19 protein-coding genes and 2 tRNA genes are annotated in these 22,931 nt (G+C 63.4%); 16 read left to right on the top strand and 5 right to left on the bottom strand.

Going from position 1 to position 22,931, the window contains the following annotated elements:
• Positions 1–32: 32 nt before the first annotated feature.
• The 5 genes from G473_RS28995 to G473_RS0104805 all read left to right on the top strand — a co-directional run bounded on the left by G473_RS28995 (position 33) and on the right by G473_RS0104805 (position 5,669).
• Positions 33–2,561, top strand: coding sequence for a tetratricopeptide repeat protein (locus tag G473_RS28995; protein WP_154667261.1), 2,529 nt, complete (start codon positions 33–35; stop codon positions 2,559–2,561).
• Positions 2,562–2,640: 79 nt separating this feature from the next.
• Positions 2,641–2,844, top strand: coding sequence for a type II toxin-antitoxin system ParD family antitoxin (locus G473_RS25120; protein ID WP_051329881.1), 204 nt, complete (start codon positions 2,641–2,643; stop codon positions 2,842–2,844).
• Positions 2,835–3,044, top strand: a complete 210-nt coding sequence (locus G473_RS0104820) for an addiction module protein (protein WP_029012174.1) — start codon at positions 2,835–2,837, stop codon at positions 3,042–3,044. Before G473_RS25120 ends, G473_RS0104820 begins: the two co-directional genes overlap by 10 nt.
• 412 nt (positions 3,045–3,456) lie before the next feature.
• Entirely contained in the window at positions 3,457–4,671 is a 1,215-nt protein-coding gene (gene tgt / locus G473_RS0104810) for a tRNA guanosine(34) transglycosylase Tgt (RefSeq protein WP_029012172.1), read from the top strand.
• A gap of 113 nt (positions 4,672–4,784) precedes the next feature.
• Positions 4,785–5,669 carry a diguanylate cyclase gene (locus G473_RS0104805; protein ID WP_029012171.1) on the top strand — a complete coding sequence of 295 codons (885 nt, stop codon included), beginning with the start codon at positions 4,785–4,787 and terminating at the stop codon, positions 5,667–5,669.
• Positions 5,670–5,760: 91 nt separating this feature from the next.
• On the opposite strand, the gene G473_RS0104800 is transcribed toward G473_RS0104805, so the two are convergent.
• Positions 5,761–6,672 (bottom strand): peptidylprolyl isomerase, encoded by a 912-nt coding sequence (locus tag G473_RS0104800; protein WP_029012170.1) that lies wholly within the window; start codon positions 6,670–6,672, stop codon positions 5,761–5,763.
• 420 nt (positions 6,673–7,092) lie between these two features.
• Between G473_RS0104800 and secA the strand changes: the two genes are divergently transcribed.
• A complete protein-coding gene (gene secA, locus G473_RS0104795) occupies positions 7,093–9,852 on the top strand; it encodes a preprotein translocase subunit SecA (protein WP_029012169.1) in 2,760 nt (919 codons plus the stop codon).
• 178 nt (positions 9,853–10,030) lie between these two features.
• Entirely contained in the window at positions 10,031–12,121 is a 2,091-nt protein-coding gene (locus G473_RS0104790) for a catalase (protein ID WP_029012168.1), read from the top strand.
• 115 nt (positions 12,122–12,236) lie between these two features.
• Here the strand turns inward: G473_RS0104790 and G473_RS0104785 are convergent, their stop codons facing one another.
• Positions 12,237–12,938 (bottom strand): TetR/AcrR family transcriptional regulator, encoded by a 702-nt coding sequence (locus G473_RS0104785; protein WP_051329880.1) that lies wholly within the window; start codon positions 12,936–12,938, stop codon positions 12,237–12,239.
• A gap of 200 nt (positions 12,939–13,138) precedes the next feature.
• Between G473_RS0104785 and G473_RS0104780 the strand changes: the two genes are divergently transcribed.
• The 4 genes from G473_RS0104780 to G473_RS0104765 all read left to right on the top strand — a co-directional run bounded on the left by G473_RS0104780 (position 13,139) and on the right by G473_RS0104765 (position 17,518).
• Positions 13,139–14,380 carry an acyl-CoA dehydrogenase family protein gene (locus G473_RS0104780; protein ID WP_245579989.1) on the top strand — a complete coding sequence of 414 codons (1,242 nt, stop codon included), beginning with the start codon at positions 13,139–13,141 and terminating at the stop codon, positions 14,378–14,380.
• Between the two features lie 248 nt (positions 14,381–14,628).
• Positions 14,629–15,579 carry a TAXI family TRAP transporter solute-binding subunit gene (locus tag G473_RS0104775; protein WP_161630942.1) on the top strand — a complete coding sequence of 317 codons (951 nt, stop codon included), beginning with the start codon at positions 14,629–14,631 and terminating at the stop codon, positions 15,577–15,579.
• A gap of 112 nt (positions 15,580–15,691) precedes the next feature.
• Positions 15,692–17,017 carry a thymidine phosphorylase gene (gene deoA / locus G473_RS0104770; RefSeq protein WP_029012164.1) on the top strand — a complete coding sequence of 442 codons (1,326 nt, stop codon included), beginning with the start codon at positions 15,692–15,694 and terminating at the stop codon, positions 17,015–17,017.
• 42 nt (positions 17,018–17,059) lie between these two features.
• The gene (locus G473_RS0104765) at positions 17,060–17,518 is read left to right on the top strand and encodes an aspartate 1-decarboxylase (protein WP_029012163.1); all 459 of its coding nucleotides are present in this window, start codon (positions 17,060–17,062) and stop codon (positions 17,516–17,518) included.
• A 40-nt stretch (positions 17,519–17,558) separates the two neighbouring features.
• Here the strand turns inward: G473_RS0104765 and G473_RS0104760 are convergent, their stop codons facing one another.
• Positions 17,559–18,617 (bottom strand): asparaginase, encoded by a 1,059-nt coding sequence (locus tag G473_RS0104760; RefSeq protein WP_245579988.1) that lies wholly within the window; start codon positions 18,615–18,617, stop codon positions 17,559–17,561.
• A 124-nt stretch (positions 18,618–18,741) separates the two neighbouring features.
• Here G473_RS0104760 and G473_RS0104755 point away from each other — a divergent pair, with 124 nt between their 5' ends.
• Entirely contained in the window at positions 18,742–19,311 is a 570-nt protein-coding gene (locus tag G473_RS0104755; protein ID WP_029012161.1) for a TrmH family RNA methyltransferase, read from the top strand.
• Between the two features lie 170 nt (positions 19,312–19,481).
• Complete coding sequence (locus G473_RS0104750; protein ID WP_029012160.1) at positions 19,482–19,898, top strand: hypothetical protein; 417 nt, start codon at positions 19,482–19,484, stop codon at positions 19,896–19,898.
• 66 nt (positions 19,899–19,964) lie between these two features.
• On the opposite strand, the gene gpt is transcribed toward G473_RS0104750, so the two are convergent.
• Positions 19,965–20,450, bottom strand: coding sequence for a xanthine phosphoribosyltransferase (gene gpt / locus G473_RS0104745; RefSeq protein WP_029012159.1), 486 nt, complete (start codon positions 20,448–20,450; stop codon positions 19,965–19,967).
• A gap of 185 nt (positions 20,451–20,635) precedes the next feature.
• Here gpt and G473_RS0104740 point away from each other — a divergent pair.
• Together G473_RS0104740 and G473_RS0104735 are read left to right on the top strand one after the other, a co-directional pair.
• Positions 20,636–20,712: transfer RNA gene (locus tag G473_RS0104740), tRNA-Arg, on the top strand.
• 33 nt (positions 20,713–20,745) lie between these two features.
• A tRNA-Arg gene (locus G473_RS0104735) sits at positions 20,746–20,822 on the top strand.
• Positions 20,823–20,911: 89 nt separating this feature from the next.
• Here the strand turns inward: G473_RS0104735 and G473_RS0104730 are convergent.
• Entirely contained in the window at positions 20,912–21,826 is a 915-nt protein-coding gene (locus G473_RS0104730) for a LysR family transcriptional regulator (RefSeq protein WP_029012158.1), read from the bottom strand.
• 105 nt (positions 21,827–21,931) lie between these two features.
• Between G473_RS0104730 and G473_RS0104725 the strand changes: the two genes are divergently transcribed.
• The gene (locus tag G473_RS0104725; protein ID WP_245579987.1) at positions 21,932–22,795 is read left to right on the top strand and encodes an alpha/beta fold hydrolase; all 864 of its coding nucleotides are present in this window, start codon (positions 21,932–21,934) and stop codon (positions 22,793–22,795) included.
• Positions 22,796–22,931: the final 136 nt, after the last annotated feature.

Below are 22,931 nucleotides of genomic sequence, written 5' to 3'. Positions count from 1 at the left end.
ACGGCGGAGGGGGGGACATAAGTCGTGGCGATATGCTGCGTCGTGTCGCCTTGGCCATGGCCAGCGGTTTCATGCCACGCGACCCCGCCCACCGCGGGGGTGCCCTGTTTCTGATTGGGGCCGGCTGCTCGCGGTCCGCTGGCGTTCCCCTAGGCTGGGAGGTTGCCGGCATCGCCTGTGCCATGATGGCGGAAAAACTGGCCCCTGCCGACATGCGGGATCGATTTACACTGTTGCCTGACCTGTCGAAGAACGAGATCATCTTTGAAGAAGCACTGGAATTCTTGAAGGATAAGGCGCTCTTGGGCCGCGGCACCAGCTTGGCCACCGAATACAGCCATATCTTTGAGCAATTGTTCAGTGACCAGAGTCAGCAAAACGAGGTCATCAGTAAGGCACTGGAGTTCGGGCGCAACCGGATCAACTGGGCGCATATCTGTTTGGGACAGTTGGTGCATGAACGGTACGTTCATACCGTCCTGACAACGAATTTCGATACGTTGATTCTGGACGGTATTGTCCGCTGCGGTACGATCCCGGCCGTATCCGACAGTCTGGATACCATCAATCGGATTCGCGGCAAGTCACGGCATCCGCAGTTGGTGCATCTGCACGGATCGCGCCATGCTTATTCACAGTATAACAAGGCCGCCGACCTCACCGGCACCGCTGATCGCGATGATCTGAAACAGATGATCGCGGAGTTGCTGCGCGATTCCACCGCTCTTGTTGTTGTCGGCTATGCTGGTGGGGAAGAAGCGGTGATGCGCCATCTGGGCGAGGCCGTGAAACGGTATCCGGACAAGCCCATTTTCTGGGTGACCAAGGGTACCAGCCTGGAAAGCCAGTCACCCGCGACCCGGACCCTGTTGAGTGACCATGACCGGACCCGGAAGCCCCGCTACTTCATGGGTGATTGGGACGCGGATGATTTCTTCCGCGCCCTTATGCAACAGCTCACAATCAGCCTGCCCAACTGGATGCTTGATCCGGTCCAGTTCTGGATGGATCGCTCCGAGGAGATCGTCAAACCATCTAATGTCGCTGGCACATATGAGAACACCATCACATCGCTGATTGATGATTACACAAGGCGGCTGCAACAACTCAAGGATTGCCAGACGCATAGAGTAGTGGACGCCCCGTCGGAGATTGCGGAGAAAATCCGCCAACATATCGCGGCGGGTAATGTCGGTGGGGCCTGGCAAGAGATTGAGGCCGCTGTCTCTCCGGACTCATATCAGGGTGTCCTGGTCGAGATTCTGCATTTCACTGCTGAGAATGCCAAACCATCTGGTGATCACGACCTGATGGAGAAAGTGCTTTGGTGCATCGATCAAATCCATCATCTCATTGATGCGCAAGGATCAGATTGGACCGGTATCGATGACGCCCTGTCGGAAATTTATGATATATTCCTCTCATTCAGTTGGGCGGGCTACCCGGAGCGGATCCGCGAACATGCTGTAGAAACGGCGAAGGCTGGAGTTGAACGCCGGCTCAAACTTGCCGGGCAGGAGCCGGCCCGTTTCAACGCAGCTTTAGCGGACGGCTGGCATCAATTATCAATACTGCTAGCTGATGTCGGGGACACCCCGTCGGCACTGGATGCCGCCACTAAAGCCATTGCGATCAGAGAGAAGCTCGCCGCCGAGAACCCCGCCCGTTTCAATTCCGACTTGGCAGGCAGCCTGAACAACCTGTCACTCTGCTTGTCGGATGCCGGCGATGGGCAGGGGGCGCTGGCCGCCGTTACCAAGACGGTAGGGATTTACGAGAAGCTGGTCGCCGAGAACCCCGCCCGTTTCAATCCCGACTTGGCAGGCAGCCTGAACAACCTGTCAAACTGCTTGTCGGCTGCTGGCGATGGGCAGGGGGCGCTGGACGCCATCGCCAAGGCGGTAGCGATTTACGAGAAGCTTGCCGCCGAGAACCCCGCCCGTTTTAATCCCGACTGGGCAATTAGCCTGAACAACCTGTCACTCCGCTTGTCGGATGTGGGCGATGGGAAGGGGGCGCTGGACGCCATCGCCAAGACGGTAGGGATTTACGAGAAGCTGGTCGCCGAGAACCCCGCCCGTTTCAATCCCGATTTGGCATTGAGCCTGAACAACCTGTCAAGCTGCTTGTCGGATGCCGGTGATGGGCAGGGGGCGCTGGCCGCCATCGCCAAGGCGGTGGCGATTGTCGAGAAGCTTGCCGCCGAGAACCCCGCCCGTTTCAATCCCGACTTGGCAAGTAGCCTGAACAACCTGTCAGTCCACCTGTCGGTTGTTGGCGATGTGAAGGGGGCGCTGGGTGCCATCGCCAAGGCGGTGGCGATAAGAGAGAAGCTTGCCGCTGAGAACCCCGCCCGTTTCAATCCCGACTTGGCAGCCAGCCTGGCAAATCTCGCGTTGCGAACAGCAGAAAATGGCGACCAGCAGGAGGCCATCCGCCTGATGGAGCGCGCCATCACCCTGATCACCCCGCAGGCAACCGCCTATCCGGACAGCCAAGCCGGACGCTGGCTTGCCCAGATGCAGAAAGACCTCGCCCGCTTCCGTCAGTCCGGCGCTTGAACCTCCGCCCTGTCTTGATCCGCGCCCCCTTCCCCCCGATGGCAAAAATTGCCATCCTGTTGGAAAGTGGAGGTGGCCCATGGTGTCGATGAATATCTCCATCCCCGATCCCTTGCGGGAATGGGTGCAGCGCCAGATCGAATCCGGCGACTATGCCAGTGCCAGCGACTATGTGCGCGACCTGATCCGGCGGGATCAGGCCTCGGCCCGGCAGAACCAGACGATGCTGGCCCTGCTGGACAAGGCGATGGCTTGCGGTGAAGGACAAGGCCCATGTCCATGATTGATGTGAAGCGGCTCTCTGTACAGCAGAAGCTCGATCTGATCGCGGAGCTGTATGACAGCCTGGATGCGACAGAGGTTCCGCTGTCGCCGGCCTGGAAGGCCGAGTTGGAGCGGCGGAACGCGGCGTTTGAGGAAATGCGCGAGCAGGCGGAGCCTTGGGAACAGGTGCTGGCCGATCTCCGGGCCGACCGGCACTGATGCTTCGCGTGCTTGTCCTGCCGCCGGCAAAGGCGGACATGGACGCGGCGCGACGCTGGTACGATTAGCAACAGGCGGGGCTTGGGCGCGCGCTTCCTTGTCGAGATTGATCACCTGATCCGCGCCGTCTGGGGGAGAATCCCCGGGTCTTCCCACTCAGCCATGATGGGTTGCGGCGGGCGCTGCTCCGTCGCTTTCCCTATGCCCTGTTCTTCCGGGTTGAGCCGGATGCCGTCTATATCCTGGCCTGCGCCCATCATCATCGCGACCCGGCGACGTGGCCGCGCTGAGGTTGCCTGCGCCGGCCCCTTCCTGCCTGCCATTCGCCGGCACCCCCTGTACAAGTGCGGCTCGCTCCCCCATACCCAATGGCTTCATCTTCAGCGATCCCGACCGACGGTTCTTGATAAAAATGTCCTCCTATCCCGGCTTCTCCTTCGATATCACGCACCGCGACCCGGCGGGGTCCAAGGCGCGTATCGGCACGCTGTCCACGCCGCATGGTGCCATCCAGACGCCGAATTTCATCTTCTGCGGCACCAAGGCGGCCATCAAGGGCATGACCACGCAGCAGATGCGGGACGAGAAGACCGACATCATCCTGGCCAATACCTATCATCTGATGATCCAGCCCGGTGCCGATCTGGTCGCCAAGCTGGGCGGCCTGCACAAGATGATGAATTGGGATGGCCCGATGCTGACCGATAGCGGCGGCTATCAGATTTTCGCCATGGGCCATGGCAGCGTGGCGGATGAGGTGAAGGGCAGGCGCACGACAACGCGCGAGAAGACCCTGCTGAAAATCACCGAGGAGGGGGCCACCTTCCGCTCCTATACCAGCGGTGAGAAACTGTTCCTGACGCCGGAAAAATCCATCGATATCCAGCGCAAGCTGGGGCCGGATTTCGTGGTGCAGTTGGATGAATGCACGCCCTTCCATGTGGATCGGCGCTACACGGCCCGGTCGATGCAAATGTCGCATCGCTGGGGCGACCGGTCGCTGGCCGCGTTCCGCAATTTCGGCGGTATCTCCGCCAATGGTCTGCCGCAGGCCATGTATGGCATCGTCCAGGGCGGGGTTTATCCGGACCTGCGCAAGGAAAGTGCCGAATATACCGCCAGCCGCGATTTCTTCGCCACGGCTGTGGGCGGCTGTCTGGGCGCGACGCGCGAACAGATGCATGAGGTGGTGGGCATGGCGATGAGCCATGTGCATCCCGACCGCCCGGTGCATCTGCTGGGCATTGGCGGCATTGTCGATATTTTTGAAGGTGTGGCCTGGGGCATCGACACGTTCGACTGTGTCAGCCCTACCCGCATCGCCCGCCATGGCTGGGCCCTGGCACCGGGCGTGAAGGGGGAGCGGCTGAACATGCGCAATGCCCGCTTCAAGGATGATGACCAGCCGATTGATGCCGAATGCGGCTGCTTTGCCTGCCGCACGGCCAGCCGGGGCTATATCCACCATCTGCTGAAGGCGGAGGAGATGTTGGGCATGCAGTTGCTGACCATGCACAATGTCCACACCATGAACCGGCTGATGCGCGACATCCGCGCCGCCATCATCACCGGCACCCTGGCTGAAGCGCGCCGCAAATGGGTCTGGCAGCCCGGCGGCGAGGAATGACCGTAAGAGGTAGTTGTTTGATCGAATTAGATGTAAATTTGGGCTAAATTCATCATTGCAAAGGCGCCGCCCTCTACCGGGTGGCGCTTTCCGCTTTGTCAGAGCCCGGATTAATGCCTTCCTCCCTCTCCAGCGTCGGCCTTTCCCTCGTCATTGACGAGCATATGCGGTGGTTGACCCAATGGCACCGGGCAGCTTTCTTCGGGCGGGAAACCGGGATGCTGGGGGCGGATTCGGTCCCCATGCCGCAATCCTTTATCCAATGGATGCGGGAAGCCAAGGCCCAGGCCTTGACGCCCCAGCCGGCGGTGGAGCGGCTGATCGCCCTGCATGAACAATTACACCGTCTGGCCCGGCTGATGCTGATGCGCGTCGCGGCGGATGAAATCCTGTCCCTGGCGGCCTATGAGGCGGTGCTGGACCGGTATGAGGAATTCATCCAGCTTTGCCGCCGGTTTGAACGCGCGATGAGCCTGGCCGGCAGCGGCATCGACCCGCTGACGGGCCTGCGCAACCGTACCGGGCTGATGGAGGAACTGGGCCGGGAAACCAGCCGCCTGCGTCGCAGCGGCCGCCCCTTCTGTCTGGCGCTGTGCGATCTGGACCGGTTCAAATCCGTCAACGACACCTATGGCCATGATGCCGGCGACCGGGTGCTGATGGCGGCATCGGCCTGCATTGGCGGCGGTATCCGCGATATGGATGAAGCCTTCCGCCTGGGGGGCGAGGAAATCCTGATCCTGCTGAAGGATGCCGAACTGGCGCAGGCGCTGGGCGTGCTGGAACGGCTGCGGGCCGATCTGGCGGCCCAGGTGGTGCAACTGGCCGATGGGCGCAGCTTGCAGGTGACCGCCAGTTTCGGTCTTGCGGAAGCCCATCCCGATCTGGAGCCCGAACAATTGATCGAACGGGCCGATCAGGCACTTTACGCCGCCAAACATGGCGGTCGCAACCGGGTGGAAGCCTGGAAACTGTCCCATGCGGCGGCGCTGGGCTGACCGGCTGCGCGTTTCCGGAACTGAAAAAGAAAATCCGCGGAAGGCGTTGGGCCTTCCGCGGATTTGGTCCTTCCCGGTAAGGGGAGGGTTTTTACTTCTTCTCGGCCGGCTTTGCGGCGGCGGCCGGGGCCGGCATGGCGGAACCGTCGATATTGAAGGTCTCGACCTTGGCGCCCTTGCGCAGGCCGCTGATCACTTCCTCGGCGATTTCCTGTGCCACCATCGGGCGGAGCTGCGGGGCGGCCTGCTCGAAGGTCGGCGGTGTCTGCTTGCGCTTATCCTCAACCTTGATGACGTGATAGCCGAAATCGGTCTTCACCGGGGTCTGGCTCAGATCGCCGGGCTTCATGGCGAAAGCGGCGTCGGAGAAGGGCTTGACCATCTGGTCCTTGACGAAATAGCCCAGATCGCCGCCATTATCCTTGGTGCCGTCCGTGCCCTTTTCGGCGGCCAGCTTGGCGAAATCAGCACCGCCCTTGAGCTGCTTGATGATCGCGTCGGCATCTTCCTTCTTGGCGACCAGGATGTGGCGCGCGCGGACTTCATCCTGCGGCGGGTTTTCCTTGGTCCACTTGTCGAAGGCGGCCTTCAGCTTGTCCTGGGTCAGGCGCTTGTCGATCTCGCCGCGCAGCCAGGCCTGCTGCACGAACTGCTCCTCGGCTTCCTTCAGGCGGCGCTTCACTTCGGCGCTGTCCTGCAATTTGGCCTTATAGCCTGCTTCCGACACCAGCTCGGACTGGACAAGCTGTTCCAGAAGCTGGGGATAGATCATCTGCAGCGGCATCTGCTGCACTTCCGGGCCCAACTGCTGGAGCATGGCCAGCACGTCGGAGCGCTTGATCTCCTTGGCGTTGACGCGGGCCACCACCGGATCGTCGGCCAGCGACGGGGCCTTGGCGGCGGGTGCCTTGGCATCCTGTGCCAGGGCGGGCATGGAAACGGCGCCCAGCGCGGCAGCCGCGGTGGCGGCGAACAGGGCGGCACGCATAGTCTTGACCAGCATCTGCTAAAGTTCCCTCGAAGATAAATAGACTGGCCGGCCTGTCTGTCGGTCTGCCCGTCGATCATGTCACGCCAGCGCCCGGCCAGGCCTTCCCCACGACGCCCGCCTTTTCGCTGTCTGCGCATAAAGCATGAGTCGGGGCAGCGGGCAAGGGTCTGCCGGTTTTCGCCCCTTTCATGCATGCTGAAAGCGACATGATCATGGTGCCGGCATCCCCCCGCGGCGCTTTTTCTCAGGCCCGCCGGGCTGGCATGGCCGATGCCACGTTGACCGCAAGGCTGCGCGGCCTTATCTGTCAGGCCGTGCCTTTCCTCCCCCAGGGAAAGCGCAACGGTCCAGGGTGCCCGGCGGCCGGTGTGGCCGGCCCGGGTTTTCTTGCGTTCACCACTATCTTTGCCTTTTGCCTTCGCGGAGTATTCCATGTTCGGTGCCATTGCCCGCAAACTGTTCGGCAACGCGAATGAGCGGGTGGTCAAGGGCTTGCGGCGGCAAGTCGATGCCATCAACGCGCTGGAGCCGAAGCTGCAGGGCCTGTCGGATGCCGAATTGCAGATGCGCACCGACTGGCTGCGGGAGCGGCTGGAGAAGGGCGAATCGCTGAATGACATCCTGCCCGACGCCTTCGCTACCGTGCGTGAAGCCTCCAAGCGCGTCATGGGCATGCGCCATTTCGACGTGCAGCTTATTGGCGGCATGGTGCTGCATTCCGGCAAGATCGCCGAGATGCGCACCGGTGAAGGTAAGACCCTGGTGGCAACGCTGGCCGTTTATCTGAACGCGCTGCAGGGCAAGGGCGTGCATGTCGTCACGGTGAACGACTATCTGGCCAGCCGTGACGCCGCCCATATGGGCAAGCTCTACAATTTCCTGGGCCTGACCACGGGCGTCATCGTCCATGGGCTGGATGATCATGAGCGCCGCGCCGCTTACGCCGCCGACATCACCTATGGCACCAACAACGAATTCGGCTTCGACTATCTGCGCGACAATATGAAGTACCGGCGCGAGGACATGGCCCAGCGCGCCTTCAACTTCGCCATTGTCGACGAGGTGGACAGCATCCTGGTTGATGAGGCGCGTACGCCGCTGATCATCTCCGGCCCCTCCACCGATGGGTCAGAGCTGTATATCGCGGTGAACAAGGTGATCGCCCGCCTGACGGCGGAGGATTACGAGAAGGACGAGAAGGCCAAGGCCATCTCCCTGACCGAAGGCGGCACCGAGAAGGTGGCCCAGATCCTTCAGGAGATGGAGCTGCTGAAGACCGGCGACCTCTACGACATCCACAATATCAGCCTTGTCCATCACGTGAATCAGGCGCTGAAGGCGCACAAGATGTTCACCCGCGACGTGGATTACATCGTCAAGGATGACAAGGTCATCATCATCGACGAGTTCACGGGCCGCATGATGGATGGCCGCCGCTATTCCGAAGGGCTGCACCAGGCACTGGAAGCCAAGGAAGGCGTGAGCGTTCAGCGCGAAAACCAGACGCTGGCCAGCATCACCTTCCAGAATTATTTCCGTCTCTATCCCAAGCTGGCCGGCATGACCGGTACGGCCATGACCGAGGCGGCGGAATTCCAGGAAATCTATGGGCTGGAAGTGGTGGATATTCCCACCAACCTGCCGGTTCGCCGTATCGATGCCGATGATGAGGTCTATCGCACGGCGGCGGAGAAATACGAGGCCATCGTCAAGCTGGTCGAGGAATGCCGCGTCCGCCAGCAGCCGGTGCTGGTTGGCACCGTGTCGATCGAGAAATCGGAAACGCTGTCAACGCTGCTGAAGAAGAAGAACATTCCGCATAATGTGCTGAATGCTCGCTATCACGAGCAGGAAGCCTATATCGTTTCGCAGGCGGGCCGTGCCGGTGCCGTAACGATTGCCACCAACATGGCTGGTCGCGGTACCGATATCCAGTTGGGCGGCAATCTGGACATGCGGATCGAGCATGAACTGGCCGACCTGCCGGAAGGGCCGGAGCGGGATGCCCGCATCCAGGCTATCAAGGAAGAGGTGGCGGCCGCCAAGCAGGTGGTGCTGGAAGCCGGTGGCCTCTATGTGGTGGGTACGGAACGGCATGAAAGCCGCCGTATCGACAACCAGTTGCGTGGCCGTTCCGGCCGTCAGGGCGATCCCGGCGCTTCCAAGTTCTTCTTGTCGCTGGATGACGATCTGATGCGCATCTTCGGCAGCCAGCGTCTGGACACGATGCTCCAGAAGCTGGGGCTGGAGCAGGGCGAGGCGATCATCCATCCCTGGATCAACAAGGCGCTGGAAAAGGCCCAGCAGCGTGTTGAAGGCCACAATTTCGAGATCCGTAAGAACCTGCTGAAATACGACAATGTGATGAATGACCAGCGCAAGGTCATTTACGAACAGCGTCGTGAGATCATGGATGCCGCTGATGTGGCGGAAATGGTCAAGGAAATGCGCCACGAGGTGATTACCGACATGGTGCGCCGCGCCATTCCGGAAAATGCCTATGCCGAGCAGTGGGACATGGACCTGCTGCACGAGGAATGCCTGCGTATCCTGGGCGCCGACCTGCCGGTGCGTGAATGGGGCAAGGAAGAGGGGATCGCCGATGAGGAGATCACCGAGCGCCTGCTGAAATTTGCTGAGGACAAGATGGCGGAGAAGGAGGCGGCCTATGGCCCCGACCTGATCCGCAATATTGAGAAGAGCCTGCTGCTCCAGATTCTGGATCAGGTCTGGAAGGACCATCTTCTGTCGCTGGACCATCTGCGCCAGGGCATCAATCTGCGCGCCTATGCGCAGCGCGATCCGCTGAACGAGTATAAGAAGGAAGCGTTCGAGCTGTTCTCCGGCCTGCTGGATAATCTGCGCGAGCAGGTGACCCAGATGTTGATGCTGATCCAGGTCCGTGTGGCGGAGCCGGAAATCCCCGCGCCCCAGCCCTTCATGGGCGAGGAGACGCGCTTCGATCCGGCCCTGGCCGGCGCACCGCCGGCCGATGCGCCGCTGCCCGCCGGCATGGTGCGCCGTACCCCGGCCGCAGCCCTTGCCGGTGGCGGTTTTGGCGCCGGTGGCCTGCCCGTGGCGCAGGAAACCGATCTGGTCAGCGACGAAGCCTGGCTGAACACGCCGCGCAATGCACCCTGCCCGTGTGGCAGCGGCAAGAAGTACAAGCACTGCCACGGTGCTGCTTCCTGATAGCGTTCGAGGCATCTGCTGACATGGTGAAGGCCGGGGGCGACCCCGGCCTTTTCATTTTCGCGCCCGGGGATACGCGCCGGCCCTGAGACAAATTCCCTTCAGTCTGGAACTGTTCTAACCCACCCCCGTTGCCTTGCCGTCACCCCTTCATGAAAAGCGGCAGCGGGAGGAATCCATGGCCAGTGGCGGTTACGAGATGGAGCGCGGGCAGGGTGGGGAAACCCACCAGAAAGTGCCGGCGGCAGGCCCGCATGACGGGCAGGGCCATCTGACGACCAACCAGGGCATCCGTGTTTCCGACAACCAGAACAGCCTGAAATCCGGCGCGCGCGGGCCGAGCCTGCTGGAAGATTTCGTCCTGCGGGAGAAGATCTTCCATTTCGACCATGAGCGCATCCCGGAGCGGATCGTCCATGCCCGCGGGTCGGGTGCGCATGGCTATTTCGAGCCTTACGAATCGCTCTCGGACCTGACCAAGGCCGACCTGTTCCAGCGCAAGGGCGAGAAGGTGCCCGTCTTTGTCCGCTTCTCCACCGTGGCCGGCGGGGCCGGGTCGGTTGATACACCGCGCGATGTGCGCGGCTTTGCGGTCAAGTTCTATACCAAGGAAGGCAACTGGGATCTGGTGGGGAACAATATCCCCGTCTTCTTCATCCAGGATGCGATGAAGTTCCCTGACCTGGTTCATGCCGTGAAGATGGAGGCGGACCGCGCCTTCCCCCAGGCCGCCAGCGCCCATGACACATTTTGGGATTTCGCGTCGCTGATGCCGGAAACGACCCATATGCTGCTATGGGCCATGTCCGACCGCACCATCCCCCGTTCCTTGCGCACCATGCAGGGATTTGGCGTCCATACGTTCAAGCTGGTCAACGAAGCGGGCAAGGTCAGCTTCGTGAAATTCCATTGGAAACCGGTGCAGGGCCTGCAATCCACCGTCTGGGACGAGGCGCTGAAGCTGCAATCAGCCGATAATGACTTCCACCGCCGCGACCTGTGGGAAGCGATCGAGAAGGGTGATTATCCGGAATGGGAACTGGGCCTGCAGGTCTTCGATCAGGCCTTTGCTGATGCCCAGCCTTATGATGTGCTGGATGCGACCAAGATCATCCCGGAAGAGGATGTGCCGGTGCGGCCGGTTGGCCGGCTGGTGCTGGATCGCAACCCCGATAATTTCTTCGCCGAGACGGAGCAGGTGGCCTTCTGCCCGGCCAATATCGTGCCGGGGGTGGATTTCACCAACGACCCGCTGTTGCAGGGGCGGCTGTTCTCTTACCTCGACACACAGAAGTCGCGCCTGGGCACGGCCAATTTCCATCAACTGCCGATCAACGCGCCGAAATGCCCGATGGCCAATTTCCAGCGCGATGGCCAGATGCAGATGCATGTGCCCAAGGGGCGCGCCAATTACGAGCCCAACAGCCTTTCCGCCCATGGGGAGGAACCGGGCCCGCGTGAATGCCCGGTCACCGGCTTCCGTACCGATCCCGGTCGCGCGGACAGCGAGGAGCAGGGCGACAAGCTGCGGGTACGGCCGGAACTGTTCGCCGACCATTACAGCCAGGCGCGGCTGTTCTGGCGCTCCCAAACACCGTCGGAACAGGCGCATATCGCCAGCGCTTTCACCTTTGAACTGTCCAAGGTGAAGATGGCCCAGGTGCCGGGCCGGATGATCGCCAATCTGCGCAATGTGGATGAGGAACTGGCCCGCCGCGTGGCCAAGGGGCTGGGCCTTTCCCTGCCGGAGGCAAACCCGGCTGCCCGCGCGCCCATCGACATGAAGCCCTCGCCAGCCCTGTCGATCCAGAAGAACATGCTGGATACGCTGAAGGGGCGGATGGTCGGTATCCTGATTGCCGATGGCACCGATGCTGCGGCCCTGTCCAGCCTGAAACAGGCGGTGGAAGGGGCGGGCGCTACCCCCTTCCTGGTGGCGCCGCATATTGGCACCAGCCTGTCGGATGGCAGTGTGATTGCGGTGGATGGGCAGTTGGCGGGTTCCCCCTCCGCCTTGTTCGACGCGGTGGCGGTGCTGCTGGCACCCGATGCCGCCGCCCTGCTGGTGAAGGAGGCGGCGGCCATTCAATGGGTGATGGATGCGTTTGGCCATCTGAAGACCATCGGCCGCAATGATGCCGCCCAGCCCCTTCTGGACAAGGCCGGCGTGGAACCCGATGACGGCATCACGCCGCTGGACGGCACCTTCATCCAGAAGGCGTCGCAACGCCAATGGGCACGGGAGCCAAAGCTGCGCCTGCTGGCCTGACCGGCCTTATACCAGTCAGCCGAGGAGTGCCCTTGGCTGACCGGAGGCTGGTGCCCGCCCGGCGATATTGTCATGCGGAAAAGGGGGCGTGCCCGCGGGAAGGGCACGCCCTTTTTTATCCGCCCGGCGCGCGGTAGGGCGCTTCCAGCCCGGCAATGACGAAATCCACCACGCGGGCGGCCACGGCATCCAGATTGTCCAGATGGCACTGGCCGCCGGACAGCGTCTCCAGCCGCTTCATGTCGGTGTAAAGGGAGTGCTGCACCCCCATCATGAAATGCAGGCGCCAATAGAGTTCCTGCTGCGGCAGGTGGGGCAGGGCGCGGGCCAGGGGCAGCACGAAGCGCTGAAGATGGCCGACATCCTTGTCCAGCATCTCCCGCGCTTCCGGCGGGCCGTCGCCCCGCGCAAAGGCTACGAACTGGTTATAAAGCGCCAGTCGGGTGGAGGTGAAACTATAGCGGATGGACGGCACCACCAGGGCTTCCACAATCTCCCGCAGCGGCGGGGTGCCGCCGCCGGCCCGTTCCTCCGCATCGCGCAGCAGGCGGGCCCGCTCCTTGTTCAGCGCCACGGCGCCGCGCCGGAACACGGCGATCAGCAGCGCATCCTTGGACCCGAAATGGTAATTCACCGCTGCCAGATTGACCCCGGCTGCCGCCGTCAGTTCCCGCAGCGAGACGCTGGCATAGCTTTTCTCCGCGAATAGCCGTTCCGCCGCATCCAGGATCAGTTCCTTGGTATCTGGCTTGGGACTGCCGGCATTGCCCATTCCCACCCCAACCCCGGCGACAGGCGCACCCACACTTTGCGTCAAGGCCTTCCTTCCCTTCCCACACGGTCTAAAAGCCGCTGTCAAACAAGTGTTTCCACCATATCGCCCGGCCCCGCCGGCTGCAAAGGTCCTTTGGCCAAGGCGGCTGGGCGATTGACTTAAACAAGTGTTTGAATTTAACATAGGCAGCATATAAGGGGCCATACAGGCAACTGCCCGGACAAGGCCCTTTGGGGGAGGAAATGATGGATCCGCTATCGCCGCAGACCGGTATCTTCACCATGGGGTCTAAGGCGCACGCCCTGCATGCCCGGCTGACCGCCTTCATGGACGCCCATGTCTACCCGAACGAGGCGGCGCTGTATGCCCAGGTGGCGGCGGGGGAGACGCGGTGGAAGCCCCTGCCGCTGATGGAGGAATTGAAGGACCGCGCCCGGCGGGAAGGGCTGTGGAACCTGTTCCTGCCCGATAGCGAGCATGGCGCCGGCCTGTCCAACCTGGATTACGCCCCCTTGTGCGAGATCATGGGCCGCAGCCATTGGGCGCCGGAAATCTTCAATTGCGGCGCCCCTGACACGGGCAATATGGAAGTGCTGGTGCGCTATGGCACGGCAGAACAGCAGGCGCGCTGGCTGATGCCGCTGCTGGCGGGGGAAATCCGCTCCGCCTTCGCCATGACGGAACCGGAGGTGGCCTCCAGCGACGCCACCAACATCGCCACCCGTATTGAGCGGGATGGTGATGCGTATGTGATCAATGGCCGCAAATGGTGGACCAGCGGCGCCAATGACACGCGCTGCAAGATCATGATCGTCATGGGCAAGACCGACCCGGACAATCCTGATCGCCATCACCAGCAATCCATGGTCCTGGTGCCTACCGACACGCCGGGCGTGACAATCAAGCGGCATCTGCCCGTCTTCGGCTATGACGACGCGCCCCATGGCCATGCGGAAGTGCTGTTCGACAATGTGCGCGTGCCGGTGGGCAATATCCTGCTGGGCGAGGGGCGGGGGTTTGAGATTGCGCAGGGCCGCCTGGGGCCGGGGCGTATCCACCATTGCATGCGCCTGATCGGCGCATCGGAACGGGCGCTGGAACTGACCTGCCGGCGGCTGCTGTCGCGGGTGGCCTTCGGCAAGCCCGTCGCCACCCAGGGCGTCTGGCATGAACGGATCGCGGAGGCGCGCATCGCCATTGATCAGGCCCGGCTGCTGACGCTGAAAGCCGCGCATATGATGGACACGGTGGGCAACAAGGTGGCCAAGGCCGAGATCGCCATGATCAAGGTTGTGGCGCCCAATGTGGCCTGCAAAGTGATCGACATGGCGATCCAGGCCCATGGCGGCGGCGGCGTGTCGGATGATTTCCCCCTGGCCTGGGCCTATGCCAATGCCCGCACGCTGCGGCTGGCCGACGGGCCGGACGAGGTGCATCGCGCCCAGGTCGGCAAGATGGAACTGGGGAAATACCGCCCCCGGTAGGGCGGTGCGCTGTCGCCTGCAACCACCCTGACGAATCCTTACCGGATGATTGATGATGCCCCGCCCTTGCCAGGGGGCTGCCATATGCCCCCGGCATTTGACTTCACTGTCGCTTCGGGGCGATGTGGGGCCGCTTTGGGCTTGGGCCGGCGGCCATGCGATTCTCCTGGAAATATGGGCTGATTCTTCCCCTTGCGCTGCCATTGGCGGCGTTGGCGGTGTTTGCCCGCCCGCCAGCGGAATCGGATGTGAAGAGCACGCGCTATCTGCGCATTGCCGTGGACCCGTCGGGGGAGCGCGGCTTTGATGTCGGCGCTGCCCTGGCCGCCATGCTGTCCCGCCCGCCCGGCCTGCCCGCCTGCCTGGATGATGGCCGCCCCTGTGGCGTGTCCGGGCTGGTGGCCCTGGCACAGAGCCAGCCGGAACGCACCGACATTGTTGGCGCCGTGGCGCGGGGCGAGATTGAGACGGGGCTGGCCCCCGCCGACCGCGTCTATGCCGCGCGTTGCCAGCCTGCCCCCGGCACCCCGCCGGCAGAGCTGTCGATCATTGGTGAAATCTATAACGAGGCGCTGCATGTCGTGGCCCGTACCCGGATCGACGATGTCGCCGGGTTGAAGGGCAAGCGCGTCGCCATCGGTGTGCCGGGCAGTGATGAGAGGCGGCTGGCCGAACGGGTGCTGTCGGCCTATGGCCTGACGCTTCGGCAGGTGCGCGGCGTGGATCTGGGCGAGGCGGCGGCGCTTGCGGCCCTGGCCGATGGCCAGGTTGATGCGCTGTTCCGCATCGCTGCCGTGCCCGATGCCGCCATTGCCGATTTGGCGGCAAAAGCGGTGGACGGTCTGCATCTGCTGCCGGTGACCGGGGATGCGGCCAGCCGCCTGTCCGGCCTGCACCCGTTTGGCGGCATGGGGCAGATTGCCGATGGCGCTTATGAGGGGTTGGAAGGGGTTGCCACATTGATGCAGCCCATCGTCTGGGTGGCGGGACCGGCTTTGCCGGCGGGCCTTGCGCCCAAGCTGGCCCGGGCGCTTTCCAGCGACCCTAACCGTGCTGCCATGGTCCGGGGGGATCGCGGCTTCACCCTGGTGCGACCCGTGGCCCTGCGCATGCCGGCGCCGCTGCATCCGGGGCTGGAAGGTATCTACGCCGAACCCGCCCCCATCGTGATGGCGTGCCCCAAAGGCGGCCCACGCTGATCCGCTGCTGCCCGGCGTTTCGGATAAGGGGGTATGGCGGCGGCCACGGGCGGGCGTTGTTGGTATAGAGTGCGGGTAAAGACACCCAGCCCCCAGCACCGGGAGAAGCCCCATGTTCCTTGCCCAGGAGATTATCCGCATCAAGCGTGACGGTGGGCAGATCGAGGCGGCGGATATCACCCGCTTTGTTGCCGGCATCACCGATGGCACCGTATCGGAAGGCCAGGCAGCGGCTTTCGCCATGGCGGTTTACCTGAGGGGCATGGATCTGGATGAACGGGTGGCCCTGCTGCGGGCCATGACAGCATCCGGGCAGGTGCTGGACTGGTCGGGCGATCATCTGCCGGGGCCGGTGCTGGACAAGCATTCCACCGGCGGGGTGGGGGATAAGGTCAGCCTGATCCTGGCGCCCATCGTGGCGGCCTGTGGCGGGTTCGTGCCCATGATCTCTGGCCGGGGGCTGGGCCATACCGGCGGCACGCTGGACAAGATGGGCGCCATCTCCGGCTATATCGGTCAGCCCGACACGGCCCGCCTGCGCCGGGTGGTAGCGGAGGTGGGCTGCGCCATTGTCGGCGCCACGGCGGATATCGCCCCGGCGGATCGCCGGCTCTATGCCATCCGCGATGTGACGGCGACTGTGGAAAGCATCGACCTGATCACCGCCTCCATCCTGTCCAAGAAGCTGGCGGCGGGGCTGCAGGGGTTGGTGCTGGATGTGAAATATGGCTCCGGTGCCTTCATGCCGGAACAGGCGCGTGCCCAAGCCCTGGCCCGCGCCCTGGTGGAGGCGGGCAAGGGTGCCGGCCTGCCTACGGTGGCGCTGCTGACCGATATGGATCAGGTGCTGGGCACCAGCGCCGGCAATGCGGTGGAGGTGGCCGAATCCATCGCCTTCCTGACCGGTGCCGGGCGTGACCCACGGCTGTGGCAGGTGACACGGGCGCAGACGGTGGAATTGCTGCTGCTGGGCGGGCTGGCGGCGGACCGGGCGGATGCTGGCCAGCGCGTGGATCAGGCGCTGGAAAGCGGTCGCGCGGCGGAAATCTTCGCCCGGATGGTGGCCGCATTGGGTGGTCCTGCCGATCTGCTGGAAAAGCCGGACCGGCATTTGCCCCGGGCGCCTGTGACGGTGCCGGTGATGGCGGCGCGCGACGGTTTCCTGGCGGCGCAGGATGTGCGGGCCATCGGCCTGTCGGTGGTGGCGCTGGGCGGCGGGCGGACCCGGCCACAAGACCCTGTGGACCCGGCGGTCGGGCTGACTGGTTGGGTGCCGCTGGGCACCAGGGTGGGGCCGGACGGGCCGCCCTTATGCCTGATCCACGCGCATGACGCGGCTGCGGCGGCAATGGCGGCGGGGATGATTGCCAAAGCCTGCCAAATCACCGATACCCCACCCGTGCTTACCGAACCGGTGGCGGCCGGGCTGATCGCCTGACCCCACTTTTTTTGAGTTCTTCCCCGCAAGGATCGTCAGGGCATGATCAAGATCGTCCGCGCCAAGTTCCACGGCATCCGCGTCACCGGTGCGGACCTGAACTATCATGGCTCCATCACCCTGGACCCGGAGCAATGCGCCCTGGCCGGATTCTATCCGCTGGAATTTGTGGAAATCTGGAACAAGAACAGCGGTGCCCGCATCTCCACCTACGTGATTTTCGGGGAGCCGGGGTCCAAGGCCTGCGTGCTGAACGGTGCCGCCGCCCGCACCTGCCAGAAGGGGGATGAGATCATCATCGCCGCGTCGGCCAGCATCACCCCGGACCAGCTTTACGATATCAAGCCCAAGGTCCTGACCTTCCACGCCGATAACAGCGTTGACCGGGTGCTGGAATATGATGTGTTCAAGGGCCCGGAACGGGATTTCGATTTCCGCACCCTGGACATCACCGATGGCCGCGACGCGGCGGTGGAACTGTCGGTGCCGGTGCGGACGTAAGGGCACGCGTCGAGAGTTTGTCCGGTTCAGGCCGAAGCCCCTAAAACCCAGCGTCCACCGCCCCCACCTTGATGCCGGCCCGGTTTCGCAGGGCGGGGCGGGCCAGGTCGGCCACGGAATCATGTTCCGCGTCGCTGATCAGGTCCAGCTTGTGCAGCAGGGCGGCCAGCGCCGGGCCGGCGGCGCGGGCGGTGCCATCTTCCACCTTCACCGCCGCTGCGATCCCGGATTCCGGGATGATGGCGCAGCACACGCCCTCCGCGCCGGATTTCACCAGCACGCGGGACGACAGGGCCTGCATGAAACCAGTATCGAAGGTGCCGGTGCCGCCCACCAGATGCGGATGCGCGCCCCAGGCTGCCAGCAGGCGTGTCGCGGCGTCCGCCCGCACCGCCGGTAAATCCTGCGGATCGGCCAGCCGCGCCATGCCATAGGCCAGCGCTTCCAGCGGCAGGGCGATGGTGGGGATGGAACAGCCATCCGTACCCCAGGGCGCGCGGGACAGGTCCTGCCCGCAAAGCTGTTCCATCACGCCCAGGATGCGCTGCTGCACCGGGTGGGTATAGCCGACATAACCGGCCAGTTTCTCGCCCCTGTGCAGCGCCGTGGTCAGCATGCCGCAATGTTTGCCGGAACAGTTATTGTGCAGGGGGCAGCATTCCTCCCCCCGGCGCAGCATCGCCTCCCAGGTGGGGGCGTGATAGGGGGCATGGCTGCCGCATTCCAGCGCTGTGACGGGCAGGCCGATCCGGTCCAGCCAAGCGGCCACCCGCTCGGTATGGGCCGGCTCCCCACTATGGCTGGAACAGGCCAGGGCCAATTCCTCTGTCCCCAGGCCAAAGGCATCGGCGGCGCCCGTCTCCACCAGGGGCAGGGCCTGCATCACCTTGTTGGCGGATCGGGGGAAGGTGGGGGCCTGCCGGTCGCCCCAGGCGCCCAGCACATGGCCATCGGCGCCTACGGCCACCGCGCGCACCCGATGCACCGACTCAACCATCGGCCCGCGCGTTACCCGCACCAGCATCGGGCCGCCGGCCCGGTCCGGCAGGTCGGTCCGGGTTGTGGAATCGGAAAGCATCTGTTCGTGATTATGTGCCATGATCGCCCGGTCACCTGTCCGCCCCGCCTTGGCCGGGGTGGGCGCAACCTGCGCCGGCCGGCCGTTCCATGCAAGCCATGTCGGCCCCGCGGCGCTGATTCGCAATCTATCCTATCAGGTTCCCATGCGTGGTTATTTCGCCCTCGGTGCGGAGGGCATCAGCAAGGCCGGCAATGTCGGCACGATCATGCGCACCGGTCATGCCTTTGGTGCCAGTTTCATCTTCACCGTCAATGGTGTGGTGAATATGAGCGAGTTGCGCGTCACCGACACGTCCGGCGGCATCGATCATGTGCCCTTCTATGGCTGGCAATCGGTCGCGGATATGGCCTTGCCGGCGGGCTGCCAGCTTGTCGGCTGTGAATTGACCGATGACGCATCGGAACTGCCCAGCTTCCGCCACCCGCTGCGGGCGGCCTATGTGTTCGGCCCGGAACGGGGCAGCCTGTCTCAGGGCATGCTGGAACGATGCGACCATGTGGTGAAGATCCCCACCAAATTCTGCGTCAATGTCTCCGTCGCAGCCGCCATCGTCACTTATGACCGGATGATCTCCCTGGGTCGTTTTGCTGAACGGCCGGTGCGTGTGGGCGGCCCGCGGGAGGCGATGCCCGACCATGTTCATGGCCGCGTGCGGGTGCGCAACAAGGAAAGCCTGCGCATGCGCCCCCTGCTGGGCGGCTGGAACGAATAAACCCCGCCTGCCTTTCCGTATAGGGAAGCGACAGCCGACAGGCCCGTCGTCAGTGGGTATAATAATGGGACATGGCGCAACTACCGCGCGGGTTGTGCCGTTCCCATATACAGAAACAAGGCGGGCGGTCCTGGTGCCACCGGCCCCATGAACAACGGAAAGGAACGATCATGCTGATGCGACGTCAACCGCGCCCGCGGACGCTGGCGCTGCCGGCCCCGGTTCCCGCCTTCCGGCATGGGGCTGTCTTTCTGCTGCTGGCCGGCGCCCTGGCACTGGGTGTGCCGATGGCACGCGGACAGGACACCCCGCCGCCGCCCGCTTCCGCACCGGCGGAACAGATGGATGAGGTGATCGTCACCGCCCCGCGCAATGGGGAGCCGGGCTTCCAGGAATCGGATGATTATCACCGTCAGGAATATGCCCGCCTGCATGCCAAATTTGGCCCGCCGCAGCAGCGCCCGGTCGGACGCGGGGATGAAACCTTCGCGGTCGGGGCAGAGACGCAGGGCCCCAATTACCGCAGTGGCCTGCGGGATGATATTGCCACGGCGCCCCGCCTGACCCAGACCTTCAGCGAGAATTGAGCGCTTTCATGAAAAAGGCCCCCGCCAGCACGGCAGGGGCCTTTTTTCTGCGTCCCTTTGGACCTGTCAGCGTTCGATCTGCAAATAGCTGACGGGCAGCAGGTCCCAGGGGAAATAGATCCAGGTGTCCTGGCTCACCTCGGTGATGAACGTATCCACCAGCGGCCGGCCGGCGGGCTTGGCATAAAGGGTGGCGAAATGCGCCTCGGGCAGCATCTTGCGCACATAGGCCGCCGTCTTGCCGGTATCGACCAGATCGTCGATCAGCATCCAGCCCTTGCCGCCATCCGTCACGGCGTCCGGCGCCTTCAGCACCTGGATTTCGCCCTGGCTCTTGTCATCATAGCTTTTGACCGAGATCGTCTCAACGACGCGGATATTCAGCTCGCGGGCGATGATGGCGGCCGGCACCAGCCCGCCACGGGTGATGGCGATGATGCCCTTCCACTGGCGCAGGTCGGCCAGCCGCCAGGCCAGGGCCTTGGCATTGCGGTGCAGCTCTTCCCAGGTGACGGGGAAATTCTTCTGCGGATCGGTGATTTTGTTGGACACGGGCGGAGGCCTATCTCTTGTGGATTGGCTGACTGATAGCCCAAGCCACCGCGTCCGGCAACGCGCTGGATGGATATGTTTGCCCAAAACAAAAAATACCCATTGCATTCCCCCGGGGGTTCCGTTACAAGCGGCGACCTCACCGGACGGTGCCTCTAACGAAGCGCCGGACAGTGCGGAAATAGGCGCCCGTAGCTCAGCTGGATAGAGCACCAGACTACGAATCTGGGGGTCAGAGGTTCGAATCCTTTCGGGCGCGCCATTTCCTCACACGTCACCGGTTGATCATAAGTGTGCGCCCGTAGCTCAGCTGGATAGAGCACCAGACTACGAATCTGGGGGTCAGAGGTTCGAATCCTTTCGGGCGCGCCAACTCTACTTAAACGACGTTTAAAATCCAACCATCGCAGCTTTCCTGCGAGGGTTTTTCGCGTTTCCGCTTCCTGGCATGATTACAGCACTCAGTTCGGGATGCTGGACTTGCCAAACGATTGACGCATCCTCGGGACCGCGTGGTCGATGAATGCCCGGACGGCCCCGCCGCCTTGTGAGCGGGTCTGGAAGACCAGATGGACGGGGACCGGCTCCGGCTCATACTCCTGAAGCAGGGAGACCAGCGTTCCTGCCGCGATCTGCTGCTCCACCTGATAGGAGAGGGGACGGACAATGCCCAGGCCCCGCCATGCTGCCTCTACAGCCGCAGCGGCGCTGTTCAGCGCCAGTCGGCAGGTGACCCGGACCGGGCGGATGCGGCCCGTACCCGGCCCCTCCCGGTACCGCCAGAGTTCCTGGGTGCCCGCCTCGTTCAGCCCGATGCACCAATGGTCCGACAGGTCGGCAGGTGTTTGCGGCGGCGCGCGGTCGGCAAGATAGGTGGGGGCCGCGCAGGTCAGCCGCCGCACACTGCCCAGTTTCACCGCTGTCAGGGAAGAATCGGGCAAGGCTGCCAGCCGGATCGCGATATCCACCCCTTCCCCCACCAGATCAACCAGCCGGTTCAGCAGCAGGACCCGCACATTGATATGGGGGTGAAGGGCCAGAAAACTGTCGATCACCGGCATGACATGCAGGCGGCCAAACAGTTCCGGCGCGGTGAGGACGATGGTGCCGCTGAGGGCAACGTCCCTGGATTGCGGCCCCAGATGCGCAAGCTCCCCCAAAATATGCCGATAGGTGGCAACGTGGCGTTCGCCCGCCTCGGTGACGGCGAAGCGGCGCGTCGTGCGCGCCAGCAACCGCTCCCCCGCTGTGGCTTCAAGCTGGGCGACGGCGCGCGTCACCGTGGCGGGGGAATGGCCCAGGGTCCGGGCAGCCGCCGCCAGTGATCCGGTATCGACCACCGCGATAAAAATCGCCATGGCATCAAGACGGTCCATAAACTCTTTCCAAATCTGAAATCAAATCTTTCTCTATCGTCTCATTATATCAAAATCAGAAATAGCCCAAATTCCGGAGGCACCTGGAAGGAGGGCATGATGACGATGCGTTACGGATTTCAGCAGGTCGGGGATGTTGAGGTTTTCTATCGGGAGGCCGGGCCTGCCGATGCGCCGGTGATCCTGCTGCTGCATGGCTTCCCCACGGCCAGCCACATGTTCCGCGACCTGATGCCGCTTCTGGCCGACCGTTTCCGGCTGATCGCACCGGACCTGCCCGGCTTTGGGCAGACCAAGGCGCCGCCGCGCGGGACGTTTGATTATACGTTCGACCGGCTGGCCGATGTGGTGGAGGGGTTCACCGAGGCTTTATCGCTGGACCGCTACGCGCTTTACATTTTCGATTATGGCGCCCCGGTGGGCCTGCGTCTGGCGATGCGTCACCCGGATCGGGTGACGGCCATCATCTCCCAGAATGGCAATGCCTATCTTGATGGTTTCAGTGATGATTGGGCGCCCTGGCAGGCCTATTGGCAGGAACCCACCGCCGCCAACCGGGAGGCCTGCCGCCCCTCACTCTCGCCCGAGGCGATCCGGGATTGGCAATATGGCACCGGTGCCGACCCCACCCGCCTGTCACCGGACGGCTATGAGCTGGATATCGCCTATATGGCGCGGGCTGGGGCGGCGGATATCCAGCTTGACCTGATTTTGGATTACCGCAGCAATGTCGCGCTGTACCCGGCTTTCCAAGCCTATTTCCGGGCCCATCAACCGCCCTTCCTTGCCGTCTGGGGCCAGCATGATCCAGCCTTCCTGCCGGCCGGTGCCAGAGCCTATAAGCGGGATCTGCCGGATGCGGAGATTCATCTGCTCGATGCCGGCCATTTCGCCCTGGAGACCCATGCGGCGGCAGTGGCGGACCTGATCCGGCTGTTCTTGGAGAGGAATCTGTCTTTGCCGGGCTAAGTCCAGGGCCGGTGCAGTGCGCTTGGCCGTGGTTGAGCGCACTGCCGGCTGTATCCACAGCATCCACCCGGTTCAGGCGGCCGCGCGTTCTGTGACCGGTCGCCGCCTTAATACACCTTGCGCGATGGCAGGGGGC

It is taken from the genome of Niveispirillum irakense DSM 11586 (assembly GCF_000429645.1).
Taxonomy (GTDB): Bacteria; Pseudomonadota; Alphaproteobacteria; order Azospirillales; family Azospirillaceae; genus Niveispirillum; species Niveispirillum irakense.
The sequence above is the reverse complement of the archived record's forward strand: the minus strand, read 5'-3'. Positions and strand labels throughout refer to the sequence as shown.

Bases quoted from the DNA above. Each gene is read 5' to 3' on its own strand.
- G473_RS28995 (WP_154667261.1), top strand. From the start codon at position 33: ATGCTGCGTCGTGTCGCCTTGGCCATGGCCAGCGGTTTCATGCCACGC.
- G473_RS25120 (WP_051329881.1), top strand. From the start codon at position 2,641: ATGGTGTCGATGAATATCTCCATCCCCGATCCCTTGCGGGAATGGGTG.
- G473_RS0104820 (WP_029012174.1), top strand. From the start codon at position 2,835: ATGTCCATGATTGATGTGAAGCGGCTCTCTGTACAGCAGAAGCTCGAT.
- tgt (WP_029012172.1), top strand. From the start codon at position 3,457: ATGTCCTCCTATCCCGGCTTCTCCTTCGATATCACGCACCGCGACCCG.
- G473_RS0104805 (WP_029012171.1), top strand. From the start codon at position 4,785: ATGCCTTCCTCCCTCTCCAGCGTCGGCCTTTCCCTCGTCATTGACGAG.
- G473_RS0104800 (WP_029012170.1), bottom strand. From the start codon at position 6,672: ATGCTGGTCAAGACTATGCGTGCCGCCCTGTTCGCCGCCACCGCGGCT.
- secA (WP_029012169.1), top strand. From the start codon at position 7,093: ATGTTCGGTGCCATTGCCCGCAAACTGTTCGGCAACGCGAATGAGCGG.
- G473_RS0104790 (WP_029012168.1), top strand. From the start codon at position 10,031: ATGGCCAGTGGCGGTTACGAGATGGAGCGCGGGCAGGGTGGGGAAACC.
- G473_RS0104780 (WP_245579989.1), top strand. From the start codon at position 13,139: ATGATGGATCCGCTATCGCCGCAGACCGGTATCTTCACCATGGGGTCT.
- deoA (WP_029012164.1), top strand. From the start codon at position 15,692: ATGTTCCTTGCCCAGGAGATTATCCGCATCAAGCGTGACGGTGGGCAG.
- G473_RS0104765 (WP_029012163.1), top strand. From the start codon at position 17,060: ATGATCAAGATCGTCCGCGCCAAGTTCCACGGCATCCGCGTCACCGGT.
- G473_RS0104760 (WP_245579988.1), bottom strand. From the start codon at position 18,617: ATGGCACATAATCACGAACAGATGCTTTCCGATTCCACAACCCGGACC.
- G473_RS0104755 (WP_029012161.1), top strand. From the start codon at position 18,742: ATGCGTGGTTATTTCGCCCTCGGTGCGGAGGGCATCAGCAAGGCCGGC.
- G473_RS0104750 (WP_029012160.1), top strand. From the start codon at position 19,482: ATGCTGATGCGACGTCAACCGCGCCCGCGGACGCTGGCGCTGCCGGCC.
- G473_RS0104730 (WP_029012158.1), bottom strand. From the start codon at position 21,826: ATGGACCGTCTTGATGCCATGGCGATTTTTATCGCGGTGGTCGATACC.
- G473_RS0104725 (WP_245579987.1), top strand. From the start codon at position 21,932: ATGCGTTACGGATTTCAGCAGGTCGGGGATGTTGAGGTTTTCTATCGG.